This window comes from Aromatoleum sp. (assembly GCF_035254505.1).
Classification (GTDB): Bacteria; Pseudomonadota; Gammaproteobacteria; order Burkholderiales; family Rhodocyclaceae; genus Aromatoleum.
The window spans coordinates 1-16,549 of record NZ_DATFAO010000018.1; the positions used below are offsets into that span (position 1 = coordinate 1).

Annotated in this window: 18 protein-coding genes; 14 read left to right on the plus strand and 4 right to left on the minus strand. The window is 63.9% G+C overall.

What is annotated here, in order from left to right; all coding sequences use genetic code 11:
• The 6 genes from VJ673_RS03680 to clpB form a co-directional block, all read left to right on the plus strand.
• Window positions 1-549 (plus strand): PALP domain-containing protein (locus tag VJ673_RS03680; RefSeq protein WP_491700801.1); only part of this gene is annotated, 549 nt, incomplete at its 5' end.
• Between the two features lie 28 nt (window positions 550-577).
• Entirely contained in the window at window positions 578-1,819 is a 1,242-nt protein-coding gene (locus VJ673_RS03685) for a molybdopterin molybdotransferase MoeA (RefSeq protein WP_324124680.1), read from the plus strand.
• Between the two features lie 5 nt (window positions 1,820-1,824).
• The gene (gene moaD, locus VJ673_RS03690; protein ID WP_324124681.1) at window positions 1,825-2,082 is read left to right on the plus strand and encodes a molybdopterin converting factor subunit 1; all 258 of its coding nucleotides are present in this window, start codon (window positions 1,825-1,827) and stop codon (window positions 2,080-2,082) included.
• Between the two features lie 8 nt (window positions 2,083-2,090).
• Window positions 2,091-2,570 carry a molybdopterin synthase catalytic subunit MoaE gene (moaE, locus tag VJ673_RS03695; RefSeq protein WP_324124682.1) on the plus strand — a complete coding sequence of 160 codons (480 nt, stop codon included), beginning with the start codon at window positions 2,091-2,093 and terminating at the stop codon, window positions 2,568-2,570.
• Window positions 2,567-2,944: a fluoride efflux transporter CrcB gene (crcB, locus tag VJ673_RS03700; RefSeq protein WP_324124683.1), complete on the plus strand. Its 378-nt coding sequence runs from the start codon at window positions 2,567-2,569 to the stop codon at window positions 2,942-2,944. Before moaE ends, crcB begins: the two co-directional genes overlap by 4 nt.
• 226 nt (window positions 2,945-3,170) lie before the next feature.
• Window positions 3,171-5,750 carry an ATP-dependent chaperone ClpB gene (gene clpB, locus VJ673_RS03705; protein ID WP_324124684.1) on the plus strand — a complete coding sequence of 860 codons (2,580 nt, stop codon included), beginning with the start codon at window positions 3,171-3,173 and terminating at the stop codon, window positions 5,748-5,750.
• Between the two features lie 64 nt (window positions 5,751-5,814).
• Here clpB and VJ673_RS03710 read toward each other — a convergent pair whose 3' ends face one another.
• Complete coding sequence (locus tag VJ673_RS03710; RefSeq protein ID WP_324124685.1) at window positions 5,815-6,606, minus strand: AraC family transcriptional regulator; 792 nt, start codon at window positions 6,604-6,606, stop codon at window positions 5,815-5,817.
• 85 nt (window positions 6,607-6,691) lie between these two features.
• On the opposite strand from VJ673_RS03710, the gene VJ673_RS03715 reads away from it, so the two are divergent.
• From VJ673_RS03715 to aceA, 5 genes are all read left to right on the plus strand, one after another.
• A complete protein-coding gene (locus VJ673_RS03715) occupies window positions 6,692-7,957 on the plus strand; it encodes an MFS transporter (RefSeq protein WP_324124686.1) in 1,266 nt (421 codons plus the stop codon).
• A 98-nt stretch (window positions 7,958-8,055) separates the two neighbouring features.
• Window positions 8,056-8,550 carry a ribonuclease E activity regulator RraA gene (gene rraA / locus VJ673_RS03720; protein WP_324124687.1) on the plus strand — a complete coding sequence of 165 codons (495 nt, stop codon included), beginning with the start codon at window positions 8,056-8,058 and terminating at the stop codon, window positions 8,548-8,550.
• Window positions 8,551-8,562: 12 nt separating this feature from the next.
• The gene (locus tag VJ673_RS03725; RefSeq protein WP_324124688.1) at window positions 8,563-9,255 is read left to right on the plus strand and encodes a Crp/Fnr family transcriptional regulator; all 693 of its coding nucleotides are present in this window, start codon (window positions 8,563-8,565) and stop codon (window positions 9,253-9,255) included.
• Window positions 9,256-9,345: 90 nt separating this feature from the next.
• On the plus strand, window positions 9,346-9,540 hold the full coding sequence (locus VJ673_RS03730; RefSeq protein WP_324124689.1) for a YgaP family membrane protein: 195 nt from the start codon (window positions 9,346-9,348) through the stop codon (window positions 9,538-9,540).
• A gap of 390 nt (window positions 9,541-9,930) precedes the next feature.
• Window positions 9,931-11,241 (plus strand): isocitrate lyase, encoded by a 1,311-nt coding sequence (aceA, locus tag VJ673_RS03735; protein ID WP_349254752.1) that lies wholly within the window; start codon window positions 9,931-9,933, stop codon window positions 11,239-11,241.
• 87 nt (window positions 11,242-11,328) lie between these two features.
• Here the strand turns inward: aceA and VJ673_RS03740 are convergent, their stop codons facing one another.
• On the minus strand, window positions 11,329-11,868 hold the full coding sequence (locus tag VJ673_RS03740; RefSeq protein ID WP_324124691.1) for a Spy/CpxP family protein refolding chaperone: 540 nt from the start codon (window positions 11,866-11,868) through the stop codon (window positions 11,329-11,331).
• 221 nt (window positions 11,869-12,089) lie between these two features.
• On the opposite strand from VJ673_RS03740, the gene VJ673_RS03745 reads away from it, so the two are divergent.
• A complete protein-coding gene (locus VJ673_RS03745; RefSeq protein ID WP_324124692.1) occupies window positions 12,090-12,836 on the plus strand; it encodes a response regulator in 747 nt (248 codons plus the stop codon).
• A 53-nt stretch (window positions 12,837-12,889) separates the two neighbouring features.
• Window positions 12,890-14,197 (plus strand): sensor histidine kinase, encoded by a 1,308-nt coding sequence (locus tag VJ673_RS03750; protein ID WP_324124734.1) that lies wholly within the window; start codon window positions 12,890-12,892, stop codon window positions 14,195-14,197.
• A gap of 9 nt (window positions 14,198-14,206) precedes the next feature.
• Here VJ673_RS03750 and gcvA read toward each other — a convergent pair whose 3' ends face one another.
• On the minus strand, window positions 14,207-15,211 hold the full coding sequence (gcvA, locus tag VJ673_RS03755; protein ID WP_324124693.1) for a transcriptional regulator GcvA: 1,005 nt from the start codon (window positions 15,209-15,211) through the stop codon (window positions 14,207-14,209).
• 110 nt (window positions 15,212-15,321) lie between these two features.
• Here gcvA and VJ673_RS03760 point away from each other — a divergent pair, with 110 nt between their 5' ends.
• Window positions 15,322-15,675, plus strand: coding sequence for a DUF2917 domain-containing protein (locus tag VJ673_RS03760; RefSeq protein WP_324124694.1), 354 nt, complete (start codon window positions 15,322-15,324; stop codon window positions 15,673-15,675).
• Window positions 15,676-15,701: 26 nt separating this feature from the next.
• Here VJ673_RS03760 and VJ673_RS03765 read toward each other — a convergent pair whose 3' ends face one another.
• The gene (locus VJ673_RS03765) at window positions 15,702-16,538 is read right to left on the minus strand and encodes a DMT family transporter (RefSeq protein WP_324124695.1); all 837 of its coding nucleotides are present in this window, start codon (window positions 16,536-16,538) and stop codon (window positions 15,702-15,704) included.
• Between the last annotated feature and the right edge of the window lie 11 nt (window positions 16,539-16,549).

Genomic DNA, 16,549 nt, shown 5'->3' on the forward strand with positions numbered 1-16,549 from the left:
ACCGGCGTGTACCGCGTGCGCAAGTCGGCCGAGACCTATCACACCACCAGTCCCAGCATGGATATCAGCAAGGCGTCCAATTTCGAGCGCTTCATCTTCGATCTGCTGGGACGCGACGCCGAGCGCGTGCGGGCGTTGTTCAAGAAGGTCGATACGCACGGCGGCTTCGATTTGTCGGGCAAGCCGGGCAGCGATGGCGACGAGTTCAAGAAAGTAGCGCAGTACGGCTTTGTATCCGGCAAGTCGGTGCATGCCGACCGCATCGCCACCATCCGCGATGTGCAGGCGAAGTATGGCGTGACGATCGATACTCATACCGCCGATGGTGTGAAGGTGGCGCGCGAATACCTGTCGCCGGGTGAAACCATGGTTGTGCTCGAGACTGCGCTTCCGGCGAAATTCAACGAGACGATCCGCGAAGCGCTCGGGCGCGACGCCGAACGCCCGGCCGGCTTCGAGAATATCGAGGCGCTGCCGCAGCGCTTCGAAGTGATGGGGGCGGAAGTGGAGAAGATGAAGGCCTACATCGCCAGCCGCACCGGCTTGTGATCCGGCCATTTCCAGTGTGGGGCCGAACATGACTGAAAGGAAGCCCATGTTGAGCGCGGCCGAAGCGCTCGATTTCCTGCTTGCCGCGGTCGAGCCGATCGCGCAAACGCAAACGCTGCCGACGCTGGAAGCGAATGGCCGCGTCCTTGCCGTGGCCCAGACCTCGCAGCTCAATGTCCCGCCGATGGACAATACCCAGATGGACGGCTACGCGGTGCGCGCGGCCGACTGCGCCGGAGGCAACGCCAGGCTGGCGGTGTCGCAGCGCATTCCTGCCGGTCATGTGGGGCAGGCGCTGCAGCCGGGAACGGCGGCCCGGATTTTCACCGGCGCGATGATCCCGCCTGGTGCGGACGCTGTGGTAATGCAGGAGCAGTGCGAGCTGGAAAAGACGGCGGAAGGCGATATCGTCACCATTCGCCACGCGCCGAAAACCGGCGAATGGATACGCCGCACCGGCGAGGATATCCGTGCCGGCAGTATCATTCTTGCAGCCGGCACCCGCCTGCGCGCGCAGGAGCTCGGGCTGGCCGCATCGGTCGGTCTGGCCCATCTGCCGGTGGTGCGCAAGCCGCGCGTAGCGGTATTCTTCACCGGCGACGAACTGGCGATGCCGGGTGAGCCGCTCAAGCCCGGTGCGATCTACAACTCCAACCGCTTCACGCTGCGCGGCCTGCTGGAAAACCTCGGCTGCGAGATCACCGATTACGGCATCGTGCCGGATTCGCTGCAGGCCACGCGCGATACGTTGCGCCGCGCCGCCGCCGACCATGACCTGATCATCACTTCCGGCGGCGTGTCGGTCGGCGAAGAGGACTACATCAAACCCGCCGTCGAGGCGGAAGGGCGGCTGAACATGTGGCAGATCGCGATCAAGCCCGGCAAGCCACTCGCCTTCGGTCAAATCGACCGCACCGGACAGGATGGCTGCGCATACTTCATCGGCTTGCCCGGCAACCCGGTGTCGAGCTTCGTGACCTTCCTGCTGTTCGTGCGGCCGTTCATTTTGCGTCTGCAGGGCGTCGCCGATGTTGCGCCCAGGGCATTCAATTTGCGCGCCGATTTCGCATGGGCCAAGGCCGACCGGCGCAACGAGTTCCTGCGGGCGAAAATCAATGAGCAGGGCGGTCTCGACCTGTTTCCCAACCAGGGCTCGGCGGTGCTGACCTCGACGGTCTGGGGTTCCGGCCTGATCGACAATCCGCCCGGACAAACGATAGCCCAGGGCGACACGGTGCGTTTCCTTCCATTCAGCGAATTGTTGTACTAGTACAGATGAATATCCAACTCCGTTTCTTCGCCAGCATCCGGGAAGCGCTCGGCACCGGCCAGGAAGCCGTTTCGGTGCCGGCACACGTGCAAACCGTCGGTGACGTGCGCACCTTCCTGCGCGCGCGCGGCGGCGTGTGGGCCGAGGCGCTGGCCGAGGGACGAGCGCTGCGCATGGCGTACAACCAGCAGATGACGGATGCCTCCGCGCGCATTTCCGAAGGCTGTGAAGTGGCATTCTTCCCGCCGGTGACGGGCGGCTGAGAGCGATCATGGCGATTCGTGTCCAGCCCCAGGATTTCGACCTCGGCGCCGAGATTGCGCAACTGCGCGCCAATGATGCGCGCGTCGGTGCGGTAGTGAGTTTCATCGGCACCGTGCGCGACATGAACGAAGGTGCGGGCGTGTCCGAAATGGAGCTGGAACACTATCCGGGCATGACGGAAAAGGCGCTGGACGACATCGTGGCGCAGGCCAAGGCGCGCTGGAGCATCTTCGATGCGCTGGTAATCCACCGCGTCGGCCCCCTGAAGCCGCTGGACCAGATCGTGCTGGTTGCGGTGACTTCAGCGCATCGCGGCGAAGCGTTCGCGGCCTGTGAATTCATCATGGATTACCTGAAGACGCAGGCGCCGTTCTGGAAAAAAGAGCAGACGGCGCAGGGCGCGCGCTGGGTTGATGCGCGCGTTGCCGACGACAAGGCGCTGGCGAAATGGGGCATCAGTTCCGCCAACTCGGGTGGCCAGGAATGAACTGGCTGGCAGTCGGCCTGGGGGCCGCGGTCGGCGCCTGGTTGCGCTGGGGCCTCGGCAACCTGCTCAACAACCTGCATGCGCAAGTCCTGCTGGGCACACTGACCGCCAACCTCGGCGGCGGATACATGATCGGGCTCGCAGTCGGTTACTTCACCGCGCATCCAACCGTGCCACTTGAATGGCGTTTGTTTGTGGTGACCGGCTTTCTCGGCGGCCTGACCACCTTTTCCAGCTTCTCGGCCGAGGCGATGGTGCTGCTCCAGCGCGGCAATTATGGATGGGCGCTGACCCATGTGCTGTTGCACCTGGCTGGCTCGATTGCCTTCTGCATTGCCGGCTTCGCGACCTACCGCGCCATTTCCGGCTCCTGAATCCATGTCCGTTGGCTTGCAGTCACAGGCCGGCTCTTGATGCCGGCTTTTGTTTCCTTTTTGGAAACATTTATTTTGCGCCGGATGTGCTCCATATAACTTGTTTGAACTTGACCTAGATCCATCCCATTCTGATCCTGAAATAGCCAGAATCAAAAACCTTGCTTGAAATGTGGTTGGCCTGTCCCCAAGTTGTTAGCAAATCGAATTTCTGGAGAATACATCCATGCGTCTCGACAAATTAACAACCAAATTGCAAGAAGCCCTGTCCGATGCTCAAAGCCTGGCAGTCGGCAACGACAACCAGTACATCGAGCCGGTGCACATCCTGACCGCCTTACTGAACCAGGATGACGGCGGCGCGCGCTCGCTGCTGCAGCGCGCGGGCGTCAATACCGGTGGCCTGCAGAACGCGCTGAAGCACGCGCTGGAACGACTGCCCAAGGTGGAAGGCACCGGCGGCGAAGTGCAGATCGGGCGCGAGTCCGTCGCATTGCTGAACCTGGCGGACAAGGAAGCGCAAAAGCGCGGCGACCAGTTCATCGCCAGCGAAATGGTGCTGCTTGCGCTGACCGAAGATAAATCCGAAGCGGGCCGCGCGGCCCGCGACAACGGGCTGGCGCGCAAATCGCTGGAGGCTGCGATCGAGGCGGTGCGTGGCGGCGGCAGCGTGTCCTCGCAGGACGCCGAAGGACAGCGCGAAGCATTGAAGAAATACACGCTCGACTTGACCGAGCGCGCGCGCGCCGGCAAGCTTGACCCGGTGATCGGCCGCGACGATGAAATCCGTCGCGCGATCCAGGTCTTGCAGCGCCGTTCCAAGAACAACCCGGTGCTGATCGGCGAGCCGGGCGTGGGTAAAACCGCGATTGTCGAAGGCCTGGCACAGCGCATCGTCAACGGTGAAGTGCCGGACAGCCTGAAGGGCAAGCGCGTTCTGTCGCTCGACATGGCCGCGCTGCTGGCCGGCGCCAAATACCGCGGCGAATTCGAGGAACGCCTGAAGGCCGTGCTGAAGGAACTCGCGCAGGATGAAGGCCAGACGATCGTCTTCATCGACGAGCTGCACACCATGGTCGGTGCCGGCAAGGCCGAAGGCGCGATCGATGCGGGCAATATGCTCAAGCCTGCGCTGGCGCGCGGCGAGCTGCACTGCGTCGGCGCGACCACGCTCGACGAATACCGCAAGTACGTGGAAAAGGATGCCGCGCTGGAGCGCCGCTTCCAGAAGATCCTGGTGGACGAGCCGAGCGTGGAAGCGACCATCGCGATCCTGCGCGGGCTGCAGGAAAAGTACGAGGTGCACCACGGCGTCGAGATTACCGACCCGGCGATCGTGGCGGCTGCCGAACTGTCGCACCGGTATATCACCGACCGTTTCCTGCCGGACAAGGCGATCGACCTGATCGATGAAGCCGCTTCCAAGATCAAGATCGAGATCGACTCCAAGCCGGAAGTGATGGATAAGCTCGACCGTCGCCTGATCCAGCTGAAGATCGAGCGCGAAGCGGTGAAGAAGGAAACCGACGAGGCATCACAGAAGCGCCTCGGCCTGATCGAAGATGAAATCCACAAGCTGGAGCGCGAGTACGCCGACCTGGAAGAAGTCTGGAAGGCGGAAAAGGCGACGGTGCAGGGCGCGCAGCACATCAAGGAAGAGATAGAAAAAATCAGGCTGCAGATGGACGAGGCCAAGCGCCGCGGCGACTGGCAGAAGATGTCCGAGCTGCAGTATGGGAAGCTGCCGCAGCTGGAAGCGCAACTCAAGCAGGCCGACAAGGCCGAAGCGCAGGTGCCGAAGCTGGTGCGCATGCAGGTCGGCGCGGAAGAAATCGCGGAGGTGGTGTCGCGCGCCACCGGCATCCCGGTATCGAAGATGATGCAGGGCGAGCGCGACAAGCTGCTGCACATGGAAGAGGAATTGCACAAGCGGGTGGTCGGACAGGACGAGGCGATCGTCGCCGTGTCCGATGCGATCCGCCGTTCGCGCGCAGGGCTGTCCGATCCGAACCGACCGTACGGCTCGTTCATGTTCCTCGGCCCGACCGGCGTGGGCAAGACCGAGCTGTGCAAGGCGTTGGCCTCCTTCCTGTTCGATACCGAGGAAGCGATGATCCGCCTCGACATGAGCGAGTTCATGGAGAAGCACTCGGTCGCACGGCTGATCGGCGCGCCGCCGGGATACGTCGGTTATGAAGAAGGCGGCTATCTCACCGAGGCGGTGCGGCGCAAGCCCTACAGCGTGATCCTGCTCGACGAGATCGAGAAGGCGCATCCGGATGTGTTCAACGTACTGCTGCAGGTGCTCGATGACGGCCGCATGACCGATGGCCAGGGGCGCACGGTCGACTTCCGTAATACCGTGATCGTGATGACCTCGAACCTCGGTTCGCACAAGATCCAGTCGATGGAAGAAAGCGATCCGCAGCTGGTGAAGCTGGCCGTGATGGCCGAGGTGAAAGGGCATTTCCGCCCGGAGTTCATCAACCGCATCGACGAGATCGTGGTGTTCCATGCGCTCGACGCGAAGAACATCGGCGCCATCGCGCGTATCCAGCTGCATGTGCTGGAACAGCGGCTGGCGAAGATGGACATGACGCTCGAGGTCACGGACGCGGCGCTGCAGAAGATCGCGGAAGCCGGTTTCGATCCGGTGTATGGCGCACGTCCGTTGAAGCGCGCGATCCAGCAGGAGATCGAGAACCCGTTGTCGAAGATGATCCTGGATGGCCGCTTCGGCCCGAAGGACAGGATCTCAGTCGACGCGCGCAACGGCGCGCTGGCGTTCGACAAGGCTGCGCATTAAGCGCTTGCTGCCCAGGGAAAAGGCCACGTCGGGTGGCCTTTTTCTTTTGCGGCACGTGATGGAATTAACTCTCCCCGCGTGCAAAAAATGCGCTCGGCGACTGTCCGAAAGTCTTCTTGAACATCGCCGAGAACGCCGACTGGCTGGCGTACCCCAGTTCCGCGGCAACTCGCGACAGCGGTAATCCGCGCGCAATCAGCGGCGCCGCATGCGCCAGCCGCACTTGCTGGCGCCACTGGCTGAAGTTCATGCCCAGCTCGCGCTCGAACAGGCGCGCCAGCGTGCGTGCGGACGCTCCCGCGCGCGTGGCCCACTCCTCCAGTGTCAACGCGGACGCCGGGTCGGCGATCAGCATTTCGCACAAGGCCTTCAGGCGCTTGTCCTCGGGCAGCGCAACGCAGATCGGCAGGGTCGCGCAGCGCGCCACTTCGTCGAGGATCAGCGCGGACAGCTTTTCTTCGCGCGGCGATCCGGCATCCGCCTGCGACAGCGCCACCACCAGTTCGCGCAACAGCGGTGAGACATCCAGCACTTCGCACCGCTCGCCGCGAAACGGCGCGACTTCGGCATGCACGTAGAGCGCGCGCAGGCGGGCCTTTTCCAGCGTGACGACCTCATGCCGCGCGTGTGCGGGAATCCAGATCGCGCGTTGCGGCGGCACAATCCAGGTGGTGTTCCCGACCGTCACGCGTACCACGCCGTCCAGTGCATAGGTGACCTGGCCCCAGGCATGGTGGTGGGCGGCCAGCAGTTCGGATGCATCGAGGTCGCGCGCCACGAGGCGTACCGGGCGCTCGGCGGTCGGGGCTGTGCCTGGCAGATGCAGGCGGGTGTGGGTGACGGGGTGGATTGCCATGGGAAATGGAAAGCGGTGCTGTCAAATATTCGATAAAGATTGTCTTTTTATCTTAAAACAGACGCCTCCTTTTTGCTTACACTCCTTGCATCGACAATTCAAAGAGGTGGAGATGAGTGCAACAGCAATTCCTTCCCTGCGGCGCGACGCGCAGGTGATCGGCCTGGTGGGTGTCGCGCATGGCGTGTCGCATTTCTTTCACCTGATTCTGGCGCCGCTGTTCCCGTGGCTGAAGGAGGCATTCAGCCTGTCGTACGCGGAGCTGGGTTTCGTGATGACGGTGTTCTTCATCGTGTCGGGCGTCGGCCAGGCACTGGCCGGCTTCGTGGTCGATCGCGTCGGCGCGCGCACGGTCCTGTTCGCGGGCATCGCCTTGCTCGGTGTGGCGGCGCTGCTGCTGTCCCAGGCGCAGAGCTATGCGATGCTGCTGGCCGGATCCATGCTTGCCGGCTTAGGCAACAGCGTGTTTCATCCGGCCGATTTCACCCTGCTCAACAAGCGGGTATCCACGCAACGCCTCGGGCACGCGTTTTCGGTGCATGGCATTTCCGGCAATCTCGGCTGGGCGGCCGCACCGGTGTTTTTGACCACGCTGGCGGCGCTGTTCAACTGGCGAATGGCACTGGCCGCCGCAGCCTGCATTCCGTTCGCGACCTTGGTGATCCTGTTCGCCTGCCGCGACTTGCTGGGGGTGGAAGAGATCAAGACGGCTGTCGCAGCCGGCGGCAAGAGCGCAGCTGCCGGCGGCCATGCGCTCGATTTCATGCGCCTGCCGGCGGTATGGATGTGCTTCGCTTTCTTCTTCATCACGGCGATGGCGCTGGGCGGCATCCAGAGCTTTTCCTCGCCGGGGCTGCGCGCGCTGTACGGCATGTCGCTCGCTTCCGCCACCGCCGGCTATACGGCCTACATGCTGGCGTCGGCCGCCGGGATGGTGGTGGGCGGGTTCATGGCTTCGCGCACCACGCGCCATGAGCGCACGATCGCGATGGCATTCACCGCTTCCGGCCTCGTGTCGCTCGTGATCGCCGCCGGCATCGTGCCGCCGCTGTTGGCGATCGTGCTGATGGGGGTGATCGGTTTCGGCGCCGGCATCGCCGGACCGTCGCGCGACCTGCTGATTCGCGCCGCGGCACCGAAGAATGCGACCGGCCGCGTCTATGGCGTCGTGTACTCCGGGCTCGATATCGGCCTGGCGGGCGCGCCGGTGCTATTCGGCGCGCTGATGGACGCCGGGCATCCGTCCTGGCTGTTCATCGGCATCGGCCTGTTCCAGTCGCTGGCGATTTTCACGGCGGTCAGCGTCGGCGTCAACACGGCAAAAAGATCCGAGGTGGCGGCAGCCGCTTAGGCGCAAAGACATCGCTCGACGAGCCGCCGCATTTCGCCGGTGGCTTTTTTGTCCGCAAGCTCGCTTACAATGCCAGTTTTTGACCCAAGGAGAACCGGATGAGCTTTGCGACCTGCGATATTTGCGATGCGAATGAAGACAAACTGGCGAACGGCGCCCTGGCCGTCCTGCCGCCCGTATTCCAGAAGTTCGGCAAGCTGGTGAAATTCTCCGGCCAGGCCGCCACGCTCAAGGTATTCGAGGACAACGTGCTGGTGCGTGCGGCGCTGGAAACGCCCGGCAATGGCCGCGTGCTGGTGGTGGACGGCGGCGGCAGCCTGCGCTGTGCTCTGGTGGGCGGCAACCTGGGTGTCCTGGCCGAGAAGAATGGCTGGGCGGGCATTATCGTCAACGGTTGCATCCGCGACTCGGAAGAAATCAATGCATGCGGCATCGGTGTGCGCGCACTTGCGACGCACCCGCAGCGCAGTGTGCGCAAGGGCGTGGGCGACCGCGATCTGCGCGTATCGATCGCGGGCGTCGCGATCAACCCGGGTGACTGGATCTATGCCGACGCCGACGGCGTGCTGGTGTCGACCCAGCCACTGGCCTGAATACCCGCATCCATGACGACCGCTTCCTCTTCGCAGATCGCGGCGCAGCCGCTGCTGCTCGGGCTGCCGGCGGAGGTACTCGACCGGTTGGCCGCGCAGCCGGTGCTGGAACTGCCGGCCGGCACCCGGGTATTCGAAACCGGGACCGATTGCGGCGGTTTTCCCATCATCTTGTCTGGCATGGTGCGCGTATTCAAGCACCTGGCCAACGGCCGCCGTATCGAGTTGTACCGCGTTACCCCGGATGAACCGTGCATCCTGTCGCTTGGCTGCCTGCTGGGCGGCGGCCAGTATCCGGCCAGCGGCATGACGGGAGACGCGACGCGGCTGACCGTGATGCCGTCCGGCTTGTTCAACGAGTGCATCGCGAACAATGCCGCATTCCGGAACGCGATGTTTCAAGCCCTCGGCAAGCGGCTGGTCAACACCATGGAGCTGGTCGAGGAAGTGGTGACGCTGCGGCTGGACGTGCGTCTCGCGGCGGCGCTGCTGGCGCATGCGGGCCTGCAGGAAGGCACTGCGGCCGGGCGAGCGGCGCCGATCGCATTGACGCATCAGCAGCTTGCCGACGAACTGGGCACGGTGCGCGAGATGGTCAGCCGGTTGCTGGACGATTTCGCCCAGCGCGGCATGCTCGCGCTGGGCCGCGGGCGAATCGAAATCATCGATGCCGACAAGCTGCGCGCACTGGCCGCGACGCGCTGAATTGCCGGGCTTATGTGACTTGGGTTACAGACATCACGTTGCAGCTTGCCTATCCTGAAGCCCTTCCACAACCTAGGTAAGGAGAACTTCATGAACGCAAACGTCGGTTCCGTCGACAAGATCATCAGACTGGCTCTGGCAGCGGTTTTTTTCAGCCTGTTTTTCATCCTGCAAGGCGATCTGAAATGGATTGCCCTGATCGGTATCGTTCCGCTGGTAACCGCCCTGGCGGGCTGGTGCCCGCTGTATTCGATTTTCGGCATCAAAACCTGCCGGATGCGCTGAGCGCTGAGGGCTCCTCTGCTTTCGCCCGCAAGGGTGTCTCGTATGGTTGCCGGCCGGAGCAGGTGCTCCCGCCGGCACTGTTTCTTTTGACCTTGGTCAAGGTGAGTGCCATTGCTGGCCGGTCTTTCGTCAATATGCGCACGGAATTTCACGATCCAAAAAGTCTGTTTTGTATCGTGAAAAAGCATGCGGCAGCATGTCAGAAAGTTGTTTCATTTTAAGAAAAATCATTCTGCATCGCGAAATTGAAAATGTAAGCCATTGAAAATCAATGATTTAATTTTGGTTATATGTCTTATATAAGACCTTGTTGCCTCGCAAAAAACCGCATATCATTCTCCCATCAAGTTTTCTTTTTTCTTTTCACTCGCTTTACCAAGGAGAATGACCATGGCAACTCGCGAAGAACAAATCAAGGCCCTCGAAAAAGACTGGGCTGAAAATCCGCGCTGGAAAGGCATCAAGCGCAACTACTCCGCTGCAGACGTTGTCCGCCTGCGTGGTTCCAAGCAGGTCGAGTACACGCTCGCCAAGGAAGGTGCCGAGAAGCTGTGGGCGAAGGTCAACGGCGGCGCCAAGAAGGGTTACGTGAACGCCTTCGGCGCGATCACCGCTGGCCAGGCAATGCAGCAGGCCAAGGCTGGCCTGGAAGCCGTGTACCTGTCGGGCTGGCAAGTTGCTGCCGACGGCAACACCTCCGAAACCATGTACCCCGACCAGTCGCTGTACGCATACGACTCCGTGCCGACCATGGTTCGTCGCATCAACAATACCTTCAAGCGCGCTGACGAAATCCAGTGGTCGCGTGGCGTCAATCCGGGCGACGAGGGCTTCATCGACTACTTCCTGCCGATCGTGGCTGACGCTGAAGCCGGTTTCGGCGGCGTGCTGAACGCCTTCGAGCTGATGAAGAACATGATCGCTGCCGGCGCAGCAGGCGTGCACTTCGAAGACCAGCTCGCCGCTGTGAAGAAGTGCGGCCACATGGGCGGCAAGGTGCTGGTTCCGACCCAGGAAGCAATCGAGAAGCTGGTTTCTGCGCGTTTCGCAGCCGACGTCATGGGCGTACCGACCATCGTTCTGGCCCGTACCGACGCTGAAGCAGCGAACCTGATCACCTCCGACCACGACGCCAACGACAAGCCGTTCCTGACCGGCGAGCGTACTCAAGAGGGCTTCTACCGTGTCAAGAACGGTCTGGAGCAGGCAATCAGCCGTGGTGTGGCATACGCTCCGTATGCTGACCTGGTATGGTGCGAAACCGGCACGCCGGACCTGGGCTTTGCCCGCGAATTCGCGCAAGCCGTGCACGAGAAGTGCCCGGGCAAGCTGCTGTCCTACAACTGCTCGCCGTCCTTCAACTGGAAGAAGAACCTGGACGACAAGACCATCGCCGAATTCCAGGACAAGCTGTCCGAACTGGGCTACAAGTACCAGTTCATCACGCTGGCTGGTATCCACGTCAATTGGTACAACACCTTCCGGTTCGCCAAGGCCTACGCCGGCGGCGAAGGAATGAAGCACTACGTCGAGATGGTCCAGGAGCCGGAATTCGCTGCTCGCGAACAAGGCTACACCTTCGTCTCGCACCAGCAGGAAGTCGGTACGGGTTACTTCGACGAAGTCACGACCGTCATCCAGGGCGGGTCCTCCTCGGTCAAGGCCCTCACCGGCTCGACCGAAGAAGAGCAGTTCCACTGATCTCCTCGAATGGGCGGGCCGGTATCCGGTCCGCCTTAGCCAGGAAAGCCGCGCCCACAAGGCGCGGCTTTTTCATTGGCGCGAGCTTCAGTCAGGCGTTGCCGGCCGCACCGGCGCGCGCCCGCCCATGCGCTCGCCTCGCTTCGCGGCAGGTGCCGCATGCGGCCCGAAAAAGTGGAACTGCTCATCGAAGGTCTTCTTCTGTGCGGCATCGAGGCGGCCGTAGAAGCTCTCTGCGGCCTTGCGGATGTCCTGAAGCGCAGCCATGCGCTCGCGCCCGAAGGTTTCCATCCGGTCCAGGCGCTCGAGGGCCGTCTTCGGATGTTCCTGGCTGCGCATCGCCTGCATGTGCTCGGCGGCCTTCCTTGCTTTCTCCTGCATCACGCCCTTGAACTGCTCCCACGCCGCCGTCTGGTCGGGCTTGAGTGCGAGCGCCGTCTGCAACTGGGCGAGCCGTTGGGTCGCGCGCTCGGTGATGCTGGCCGGGTCCATGCGATGCATCCTGCCAGCCATTCCGCCGTGCGGACCGTCGCAGTCCGCCTGCGCTGCGGCCATCGCGCCCATGCTGCCGATACCGAGCGAAGCCACGAAGGCCGCAAGAATCGAAGTTCTGATCAATGATTTCATGATGACTCTCCTGTATTGTCGGATACGCCTCGTGTCCGGGCGACGACATCATTCGAACATTGCCATGTAAGCGGGATTTGTCCGCGCCGAGGCGCTTTGCATAGTCATGTTGCACGCGCGCCGGAAGATACTCGGGGATACAAAGGCTCCGACGTCGCGGCTTATGATTCGGGTCGTCGGGGACGACCCGGCTTCCGTATCGACCACGCAGCGACGCAGCCATGACCAACGCCCAGGACCATATCCTCATCGTCGACGACGACCGCGAAATCCGCACGCTGCTCGCCGACTACCTCGAAAAGCAGGGGCTGCGCTGCACGACCGCGGCGGACGGGCGCGAAATGAAGGCCGCCCTCGATCGGCATCGCGTCGACCTGATCGTGCTCGATCTGATGCTGCCCGGCGAGGACGGACTGACGTTGTGCCGCAACCTGCGTGCCGGCGGGACGCACGCGAATACGCCCGTGCTGATGCTGACGGCACGAGGCGAGGATATGGACCGCATTCTCGGACTGGAGATGGGGGCAGACGATTACCTGCCGAAGCCGTTCGTGCCGCGCGAACTGCTCGCGCGGATCCGCGCGATTCTCAGACGAGCCCGCGCCCTGCCCCCGAATCTGGATACCCATCCGCCGGCCCATGCCACGATGTTGCGCTTTGGCGCTTGGCGCCTCGACACGGTCGGCCGCCACCTGATCGCACCCGACGATACGGCGGTGCCGCTATCGGGCGCCGAGTACCGCATGCTCGCGGTGTTCCTCGCGCACCCCCAGCGCGTGCTGAGCCGCGACCAGCTGATGGAGCTCACGCAAGGGCGCGAGACGGACGTCTTCGACCGCTCGATCGACCTGCAGGTGAGCCGCTTGCGTCAGCGCCTCGGCGACAACGCGCGGGAGCCGACGATCATCAAGACGGTGCGCAACGAAGGCTACGTGCTCTCCAGCACGGTCGAGGCGATCGACGAGTGAGCGCAGGCGCGGTGAGGCTCCCTTCGTGGACGCGTTCGCTCTTCGCCCGCCTGATGCTGATCTGGCTGGGCGGGATGGCGGTCGTGCTCGCGGTCAGCATCGCGCTCTTCGTGGGAGAGCGGGACCGGCACATGCGGGAGGTGTTTTCGGAAGGCATCGCCCGTGAAGTCGCCGCCGCCGTCGACGTGCTGGACCACCTCGGGTCGGTTCAGCGCGAAGACTGGATCGACACGCTGGGTCGCCGCCGGCTGCGGTTCATGCTCGCCCCGCCTCCGCCCGACGCGCGACCGATCGAAGCAGCTTCGCCGCTCGCCGATGCGCTACGCATGGCGATGCCCGAGCGCGACGTCGCTTTCCTGATACGCCCCCTCGGCGGCGAAGACCACCCGATGCACCTGCAGTCGATGGCGAGCTTGCGCCTGTCGGACGGCACGCCGCTGACGATTCGCATGGCCGGACCGATGCTCGGCGGCCCGCCGCGGCCTCCTCCGCCGATCGGCAGCCTGCTGGCGTCACTGCTGGCGCTGGTGCTCGGCGTAAGCCTGCTCGCGTGGGTCGCGGTGAGGATCGCGACGCGTCCGATTTCGCGCCTCGCCGCTGCCGCTGACGCGCTGGGCGCAGACCCGAACCGTCCGCCCCTCGCGACCACCGGCCCGGCGGAAGTCGAACAGGCGGCGCACGCCTTCAACCGCATGCAAGAGCGCCTGCTGCAGCACGTCACCGAGCGCACCCGCATCCTTGCGGCGATTTCGCACGATCTGCAGACCCCGATCACCCGTCTGCGCCTGCGAGCCGAACTGGTTGACGACGAGGCGCTGCGCACGAAAATCCAGTCCGACCTCGACGCCATGCAGGCGCTGGTCAAGGAAGGCCTCGATTACGCACGCAGTCTCGATGCCCGTGCTGCGCGTCAGCAGATCGACTTGGGCGCGCTGCTGACGGCACTGCGGGACGACGCCCAAGACATGGGCTGGGATGTCACCGTGCCCACTCAGCTCGCGGCAGCTTGCTCGGGACATCCCGTCGGACTGCGCCGGGCCTTGTGGAACCTGATCGAAAATGGTGTCAAGTTCGGCGAAAAAGTCGAAATCCACACTTCCGAAACGCCGGACGGCTTCGAGATCCGGGTCAGCGACGCCGGCCCGGGCTTGCCGGAAGAAGAACTCGAGAAAGTCTTCGAGCCCTTCTATCGGACCGAAGCCTCGCGCAATCGCGAAACGGGCGGCACCGGACTCGGTCTCGCCATTGCGCGCAACCTGCTGCGATCGCAGGGCGGCGACGTACGGCTGGCGAGTCGCCCGGGCGGAGGGCTCGACGCGATCGTCCGGCTCAGTGGCGGCACCCGCCACCTTACGAACTGACCAGAGGGCTCAGCCGCCGGACATCGCGGCCAGCGATGCATCGAAGCTCAGCGGGGTGGCGAGATCCGCCGCCACTTCAGCGCGCAGCCACGCGAGAAAGCTCTTCAACAGCGGCGTATCGGAGGGCCGTTCCGGCAATACGATCCAATAGCGCCAGAGCGGTCGCTGTTCGAAAGGCGTGGCGGCCGGGAAGTTGCCGGCTGCGATCCCCTCGGGCGCGTGGCGGGCGGCGATTTCGATGTCGAAGGCCCGCACGAGGCGCCCGGATCGAAGGGCCAGGGCCGCGAGGCTGCGTCGGGCCAGCGCAACGCCATGCCCGTCGATCGCTGCCTGCAAGATGATGCCCGAGTCCGAGACCATGAGGCCGGCAGCCGGCTCGGGCCAATCGAGGCCGGCCGCTTGAAACCATGGCCGCCAGTCCTCCCCTTCCGAACGCAGCAGGGGCAGTCCGGCGAGGTCGGCCGGGGCGTCGAGTCGTCGCCCTTGACGAAGCATCGGGCTCATCACCGGAAACAACACGTCGTCCATCAGCAGTTCGGCCCGCACGTCCGTATAGCCGCCTGGCCCCCAGCGGATGCACACGTCCACGGCGTCGCGCGCGAAGTCGACGAGCGCCCCGGATGAGGTGACGTTCAGTTCGGCGGTCGGATGCCGGTCGATGAAACCGCCGATGCGCGGTGTGAGCCAGCGTCCCGCGAAGGACGGCATGACGCTTATCGACAGGCGATTTGGGTTCGCCCGACGCTGCAGCACCGATACGGTGTCGGAAAGCTGGCGCAGCGCGCCATTGGCAGCGGCCAGCAATTCCTCGCCGGGCGGCGTCAGCACGATGGCCCTCCCCTGGCGCTGGAACAGCGCAAACCCGAGGTAGTCCTCAAGAGCCCGGATCTGGTGGCTCACCGCACCATGCGTGACGAACAACTCGTCGGCCGCGCGCGAGATGCTACCGAGCCGGGCCGCGGCTTCGAACATCCTCAGCGCAGACAGCGGAGGCAGCTTTCCGGGCCTCTCCATATGTGAGATTCCTTCACATAAACGTCAGAAAAGATCGATTTTCAGGACGCCTTTCCGTATCCACAATGCAATCACACGGTTTCGACTACCGTGCAACGCAAGGAGGCATCATGGAAACAAGATTCGCACGATCAGGCTGGAACATGCAAGCCGGCGGCATCGTTTCGCTGAAGGATGCCGAACGCTGGGAGATCGTTCTGGAACAAGGCCGCGCCTGGCTGACGATTGAGGGCTATTCACAGGATAAGTGGCTCGGCGCGGGCGAGCGGTTCGTCATCCCCGATGACGGTCACGTCGTACTCGAAGCCGAGGGCGACAGCCGCTTCCGCCTGGAGCCGCCACCGGCGGGCGTCCTGTCGCGCATCGGCAGCCGTGTGATCGGTACGCTCGCTGCAAGCGTCCGCGTGCTCGGCGGCGCCAGCGTCTATTCGCCGGAACGCGCGCATTGCGGCCCGTCCGCCTGAGCCACCGGGCGGACAGGGAGGCCGCCTCAGCGACGCTTCAGCAGCACCAGCGCGACGCCACCGAGGATCGTGACCGACGACACCACAAGGCGGATGCTGAGCGCCTCACCGAGCACAAGCACGCCGCCGAGCGCTGCGATCACCGGCACACTGAGCTGGACGGTCGCCGCGCTCGTCGCCGCAAGACCTGCGAGCGCGGAATACCAGATCGCATAGCCCGCGCCGGACGCAAGCGCACCGGACAGCACGGCATACAGGGCGCCCGTGCCATCGACCCGCACCGTTCCGCTCGCGAAAATGCCGAGCGCGAGCGCCATCGGAACCGTGCGCAGAAAGTTGCCGCCCGTGGCGGCGAGCGGATCCCGGATGCCGCGCCCGCGCAGCGAATAAACGCCCCAGGCGACACCGGCCCCGATCATCAGCGCTGCGCCTCCGAGCGGCGGCGCGGACAATCCCGGCAGCAGAAGATAGATCAGCCCGCCGAATGCCAGCACGAGTCCTACCGCCTGGCGTGCGTGGAGACGTTCGCCACGTGCAAGTCCGGTCAGGATCATCGTCGCCTGCACGGCCGCGAAGAGCAGCAGCGCGCCGGCTCCCGTCGGCAAGGACACATAGGCGAAGGAAAAGCCCGCCGCATACGTGAAGAGCGCCAACGCCGAGCCCCAGTTGCCGGAACGCCCCGGACGCCCGCCGCGCAGATGAATCAGGAGTGCCAGCATCACGGCGCCGGACAGCAGGCGGATCACGGTAAAGCTCGCCGGATCGATGGTCGTGTTGCGCAGCGCGACGCGGCACAGCACCGAATTGGCGGCAAACGCGAGCATCGCGACGAGCGTCAGCCCCGCGGTTCGAAGCGTGGTCAAAGGAAGTCTCC

Bases quoted from the DNA above. Each gene is read 5' to 3' on its own strand.
- VJ673_RS03760 (WP_324124694.1), top strand. From the start codon at position 15,322: ATGGAAACAAGATTCGCACGATCAGGCTGGAACATGCAAGCCGGCGGC.
- VJ673_RS03730 (WP_324124689.1), top strand. From the start codon at position 9,346: ATGAACGCAAACGTCGGTTCCGTCGACAAGATCATCAGACTGGCTCTG.
- moaD (WP_324124681.1), top strand. From the start codon at position 1,825: ATGAATATCCAACTCCGTTTCTTCGCCAGCATCCGGGAAGCGCTCGGC.
- VJ673_RS03750 (WP_324124734.1), top strand. From the start codon at position 12,890: ATGCTGATCTGGCTGGGCGGGATGGCGGTCGTGCTCGCGGTCAGCATC.
- aceA (WP_349254752.1), top strand. From the start codon at position 9,931: ATGGCAACTCGCGAAGAACAAATCAAGGCCCTCGAAAAAGACTGGGCT.
- VJ673_RS03745 (WP_324124692.1), top strand. From the start codon at position 12,090: ATGACCAACGCCCAGGACCATATCCTCATCGTCGACGACGACCGCGAA.
- moaE (WP_324124682.1), top strand. From the start codon at position 2,091: ATGGCGATTCGTGTCCAGCCCCAGGATTTCGACCTCGGCGCCGAGATT.
- VJ673_RS03725 (WP_324124688.1), top strand. From the start codon at position 8,563: ATGACGACCGCTTCCTCTTCGCAGATCGCGGCGCAGCCGCTGCTGCTC.
- clpB (WP_324124684.1), top strand. From the start codon at position 3,171: ATGCGTCTCGACAAATTAACAACCAAATTGCAAGAAGCCCTGTCCGAT.
- rraA (WP_324124687.1), top strand. From the start codon at position 8,056: ATGAGCTTTGCGACCTGCGATATTTGCGATGCGAATGAAGACAAACTG.
- VJ673_RS03710 (WP_324124685.1), bottom strand. From the start codon at position 6,606: ATGGCAATCCACCCCGTCACCCACACCCGCCTGCATCTGCCAGGCACA.
- VJ673_RS03685 (WP_324124680.1), top strand. From the start codon at position 578: ATGACTGAAAGGAAGCCCATGTTGAGCGCGGCCGAAGCGCTCGATTTC.
- crcB (WP_324124683.1), top strand. From the start codon at position 2,567: ATGAACTGGCTGGCAGTCGGCCTGGGGGCCGCGGTCGGCGCCTGGTTG.
- gcvA (WP_324124693.1), bottom strand. From the start codon at position 15,211: ATGGAGAGGCCCGGAAAGCTGCCTCCGCTGTCTGCGCTGAGGATGTTC.
- VJ673_RS03740 (WP_324124691.1), bottom strand. From the start codon at position 11,868: ATGAAATCATTGATCAGAACTTCGATTCTTGCGGCCTTCGTGGCTTCG.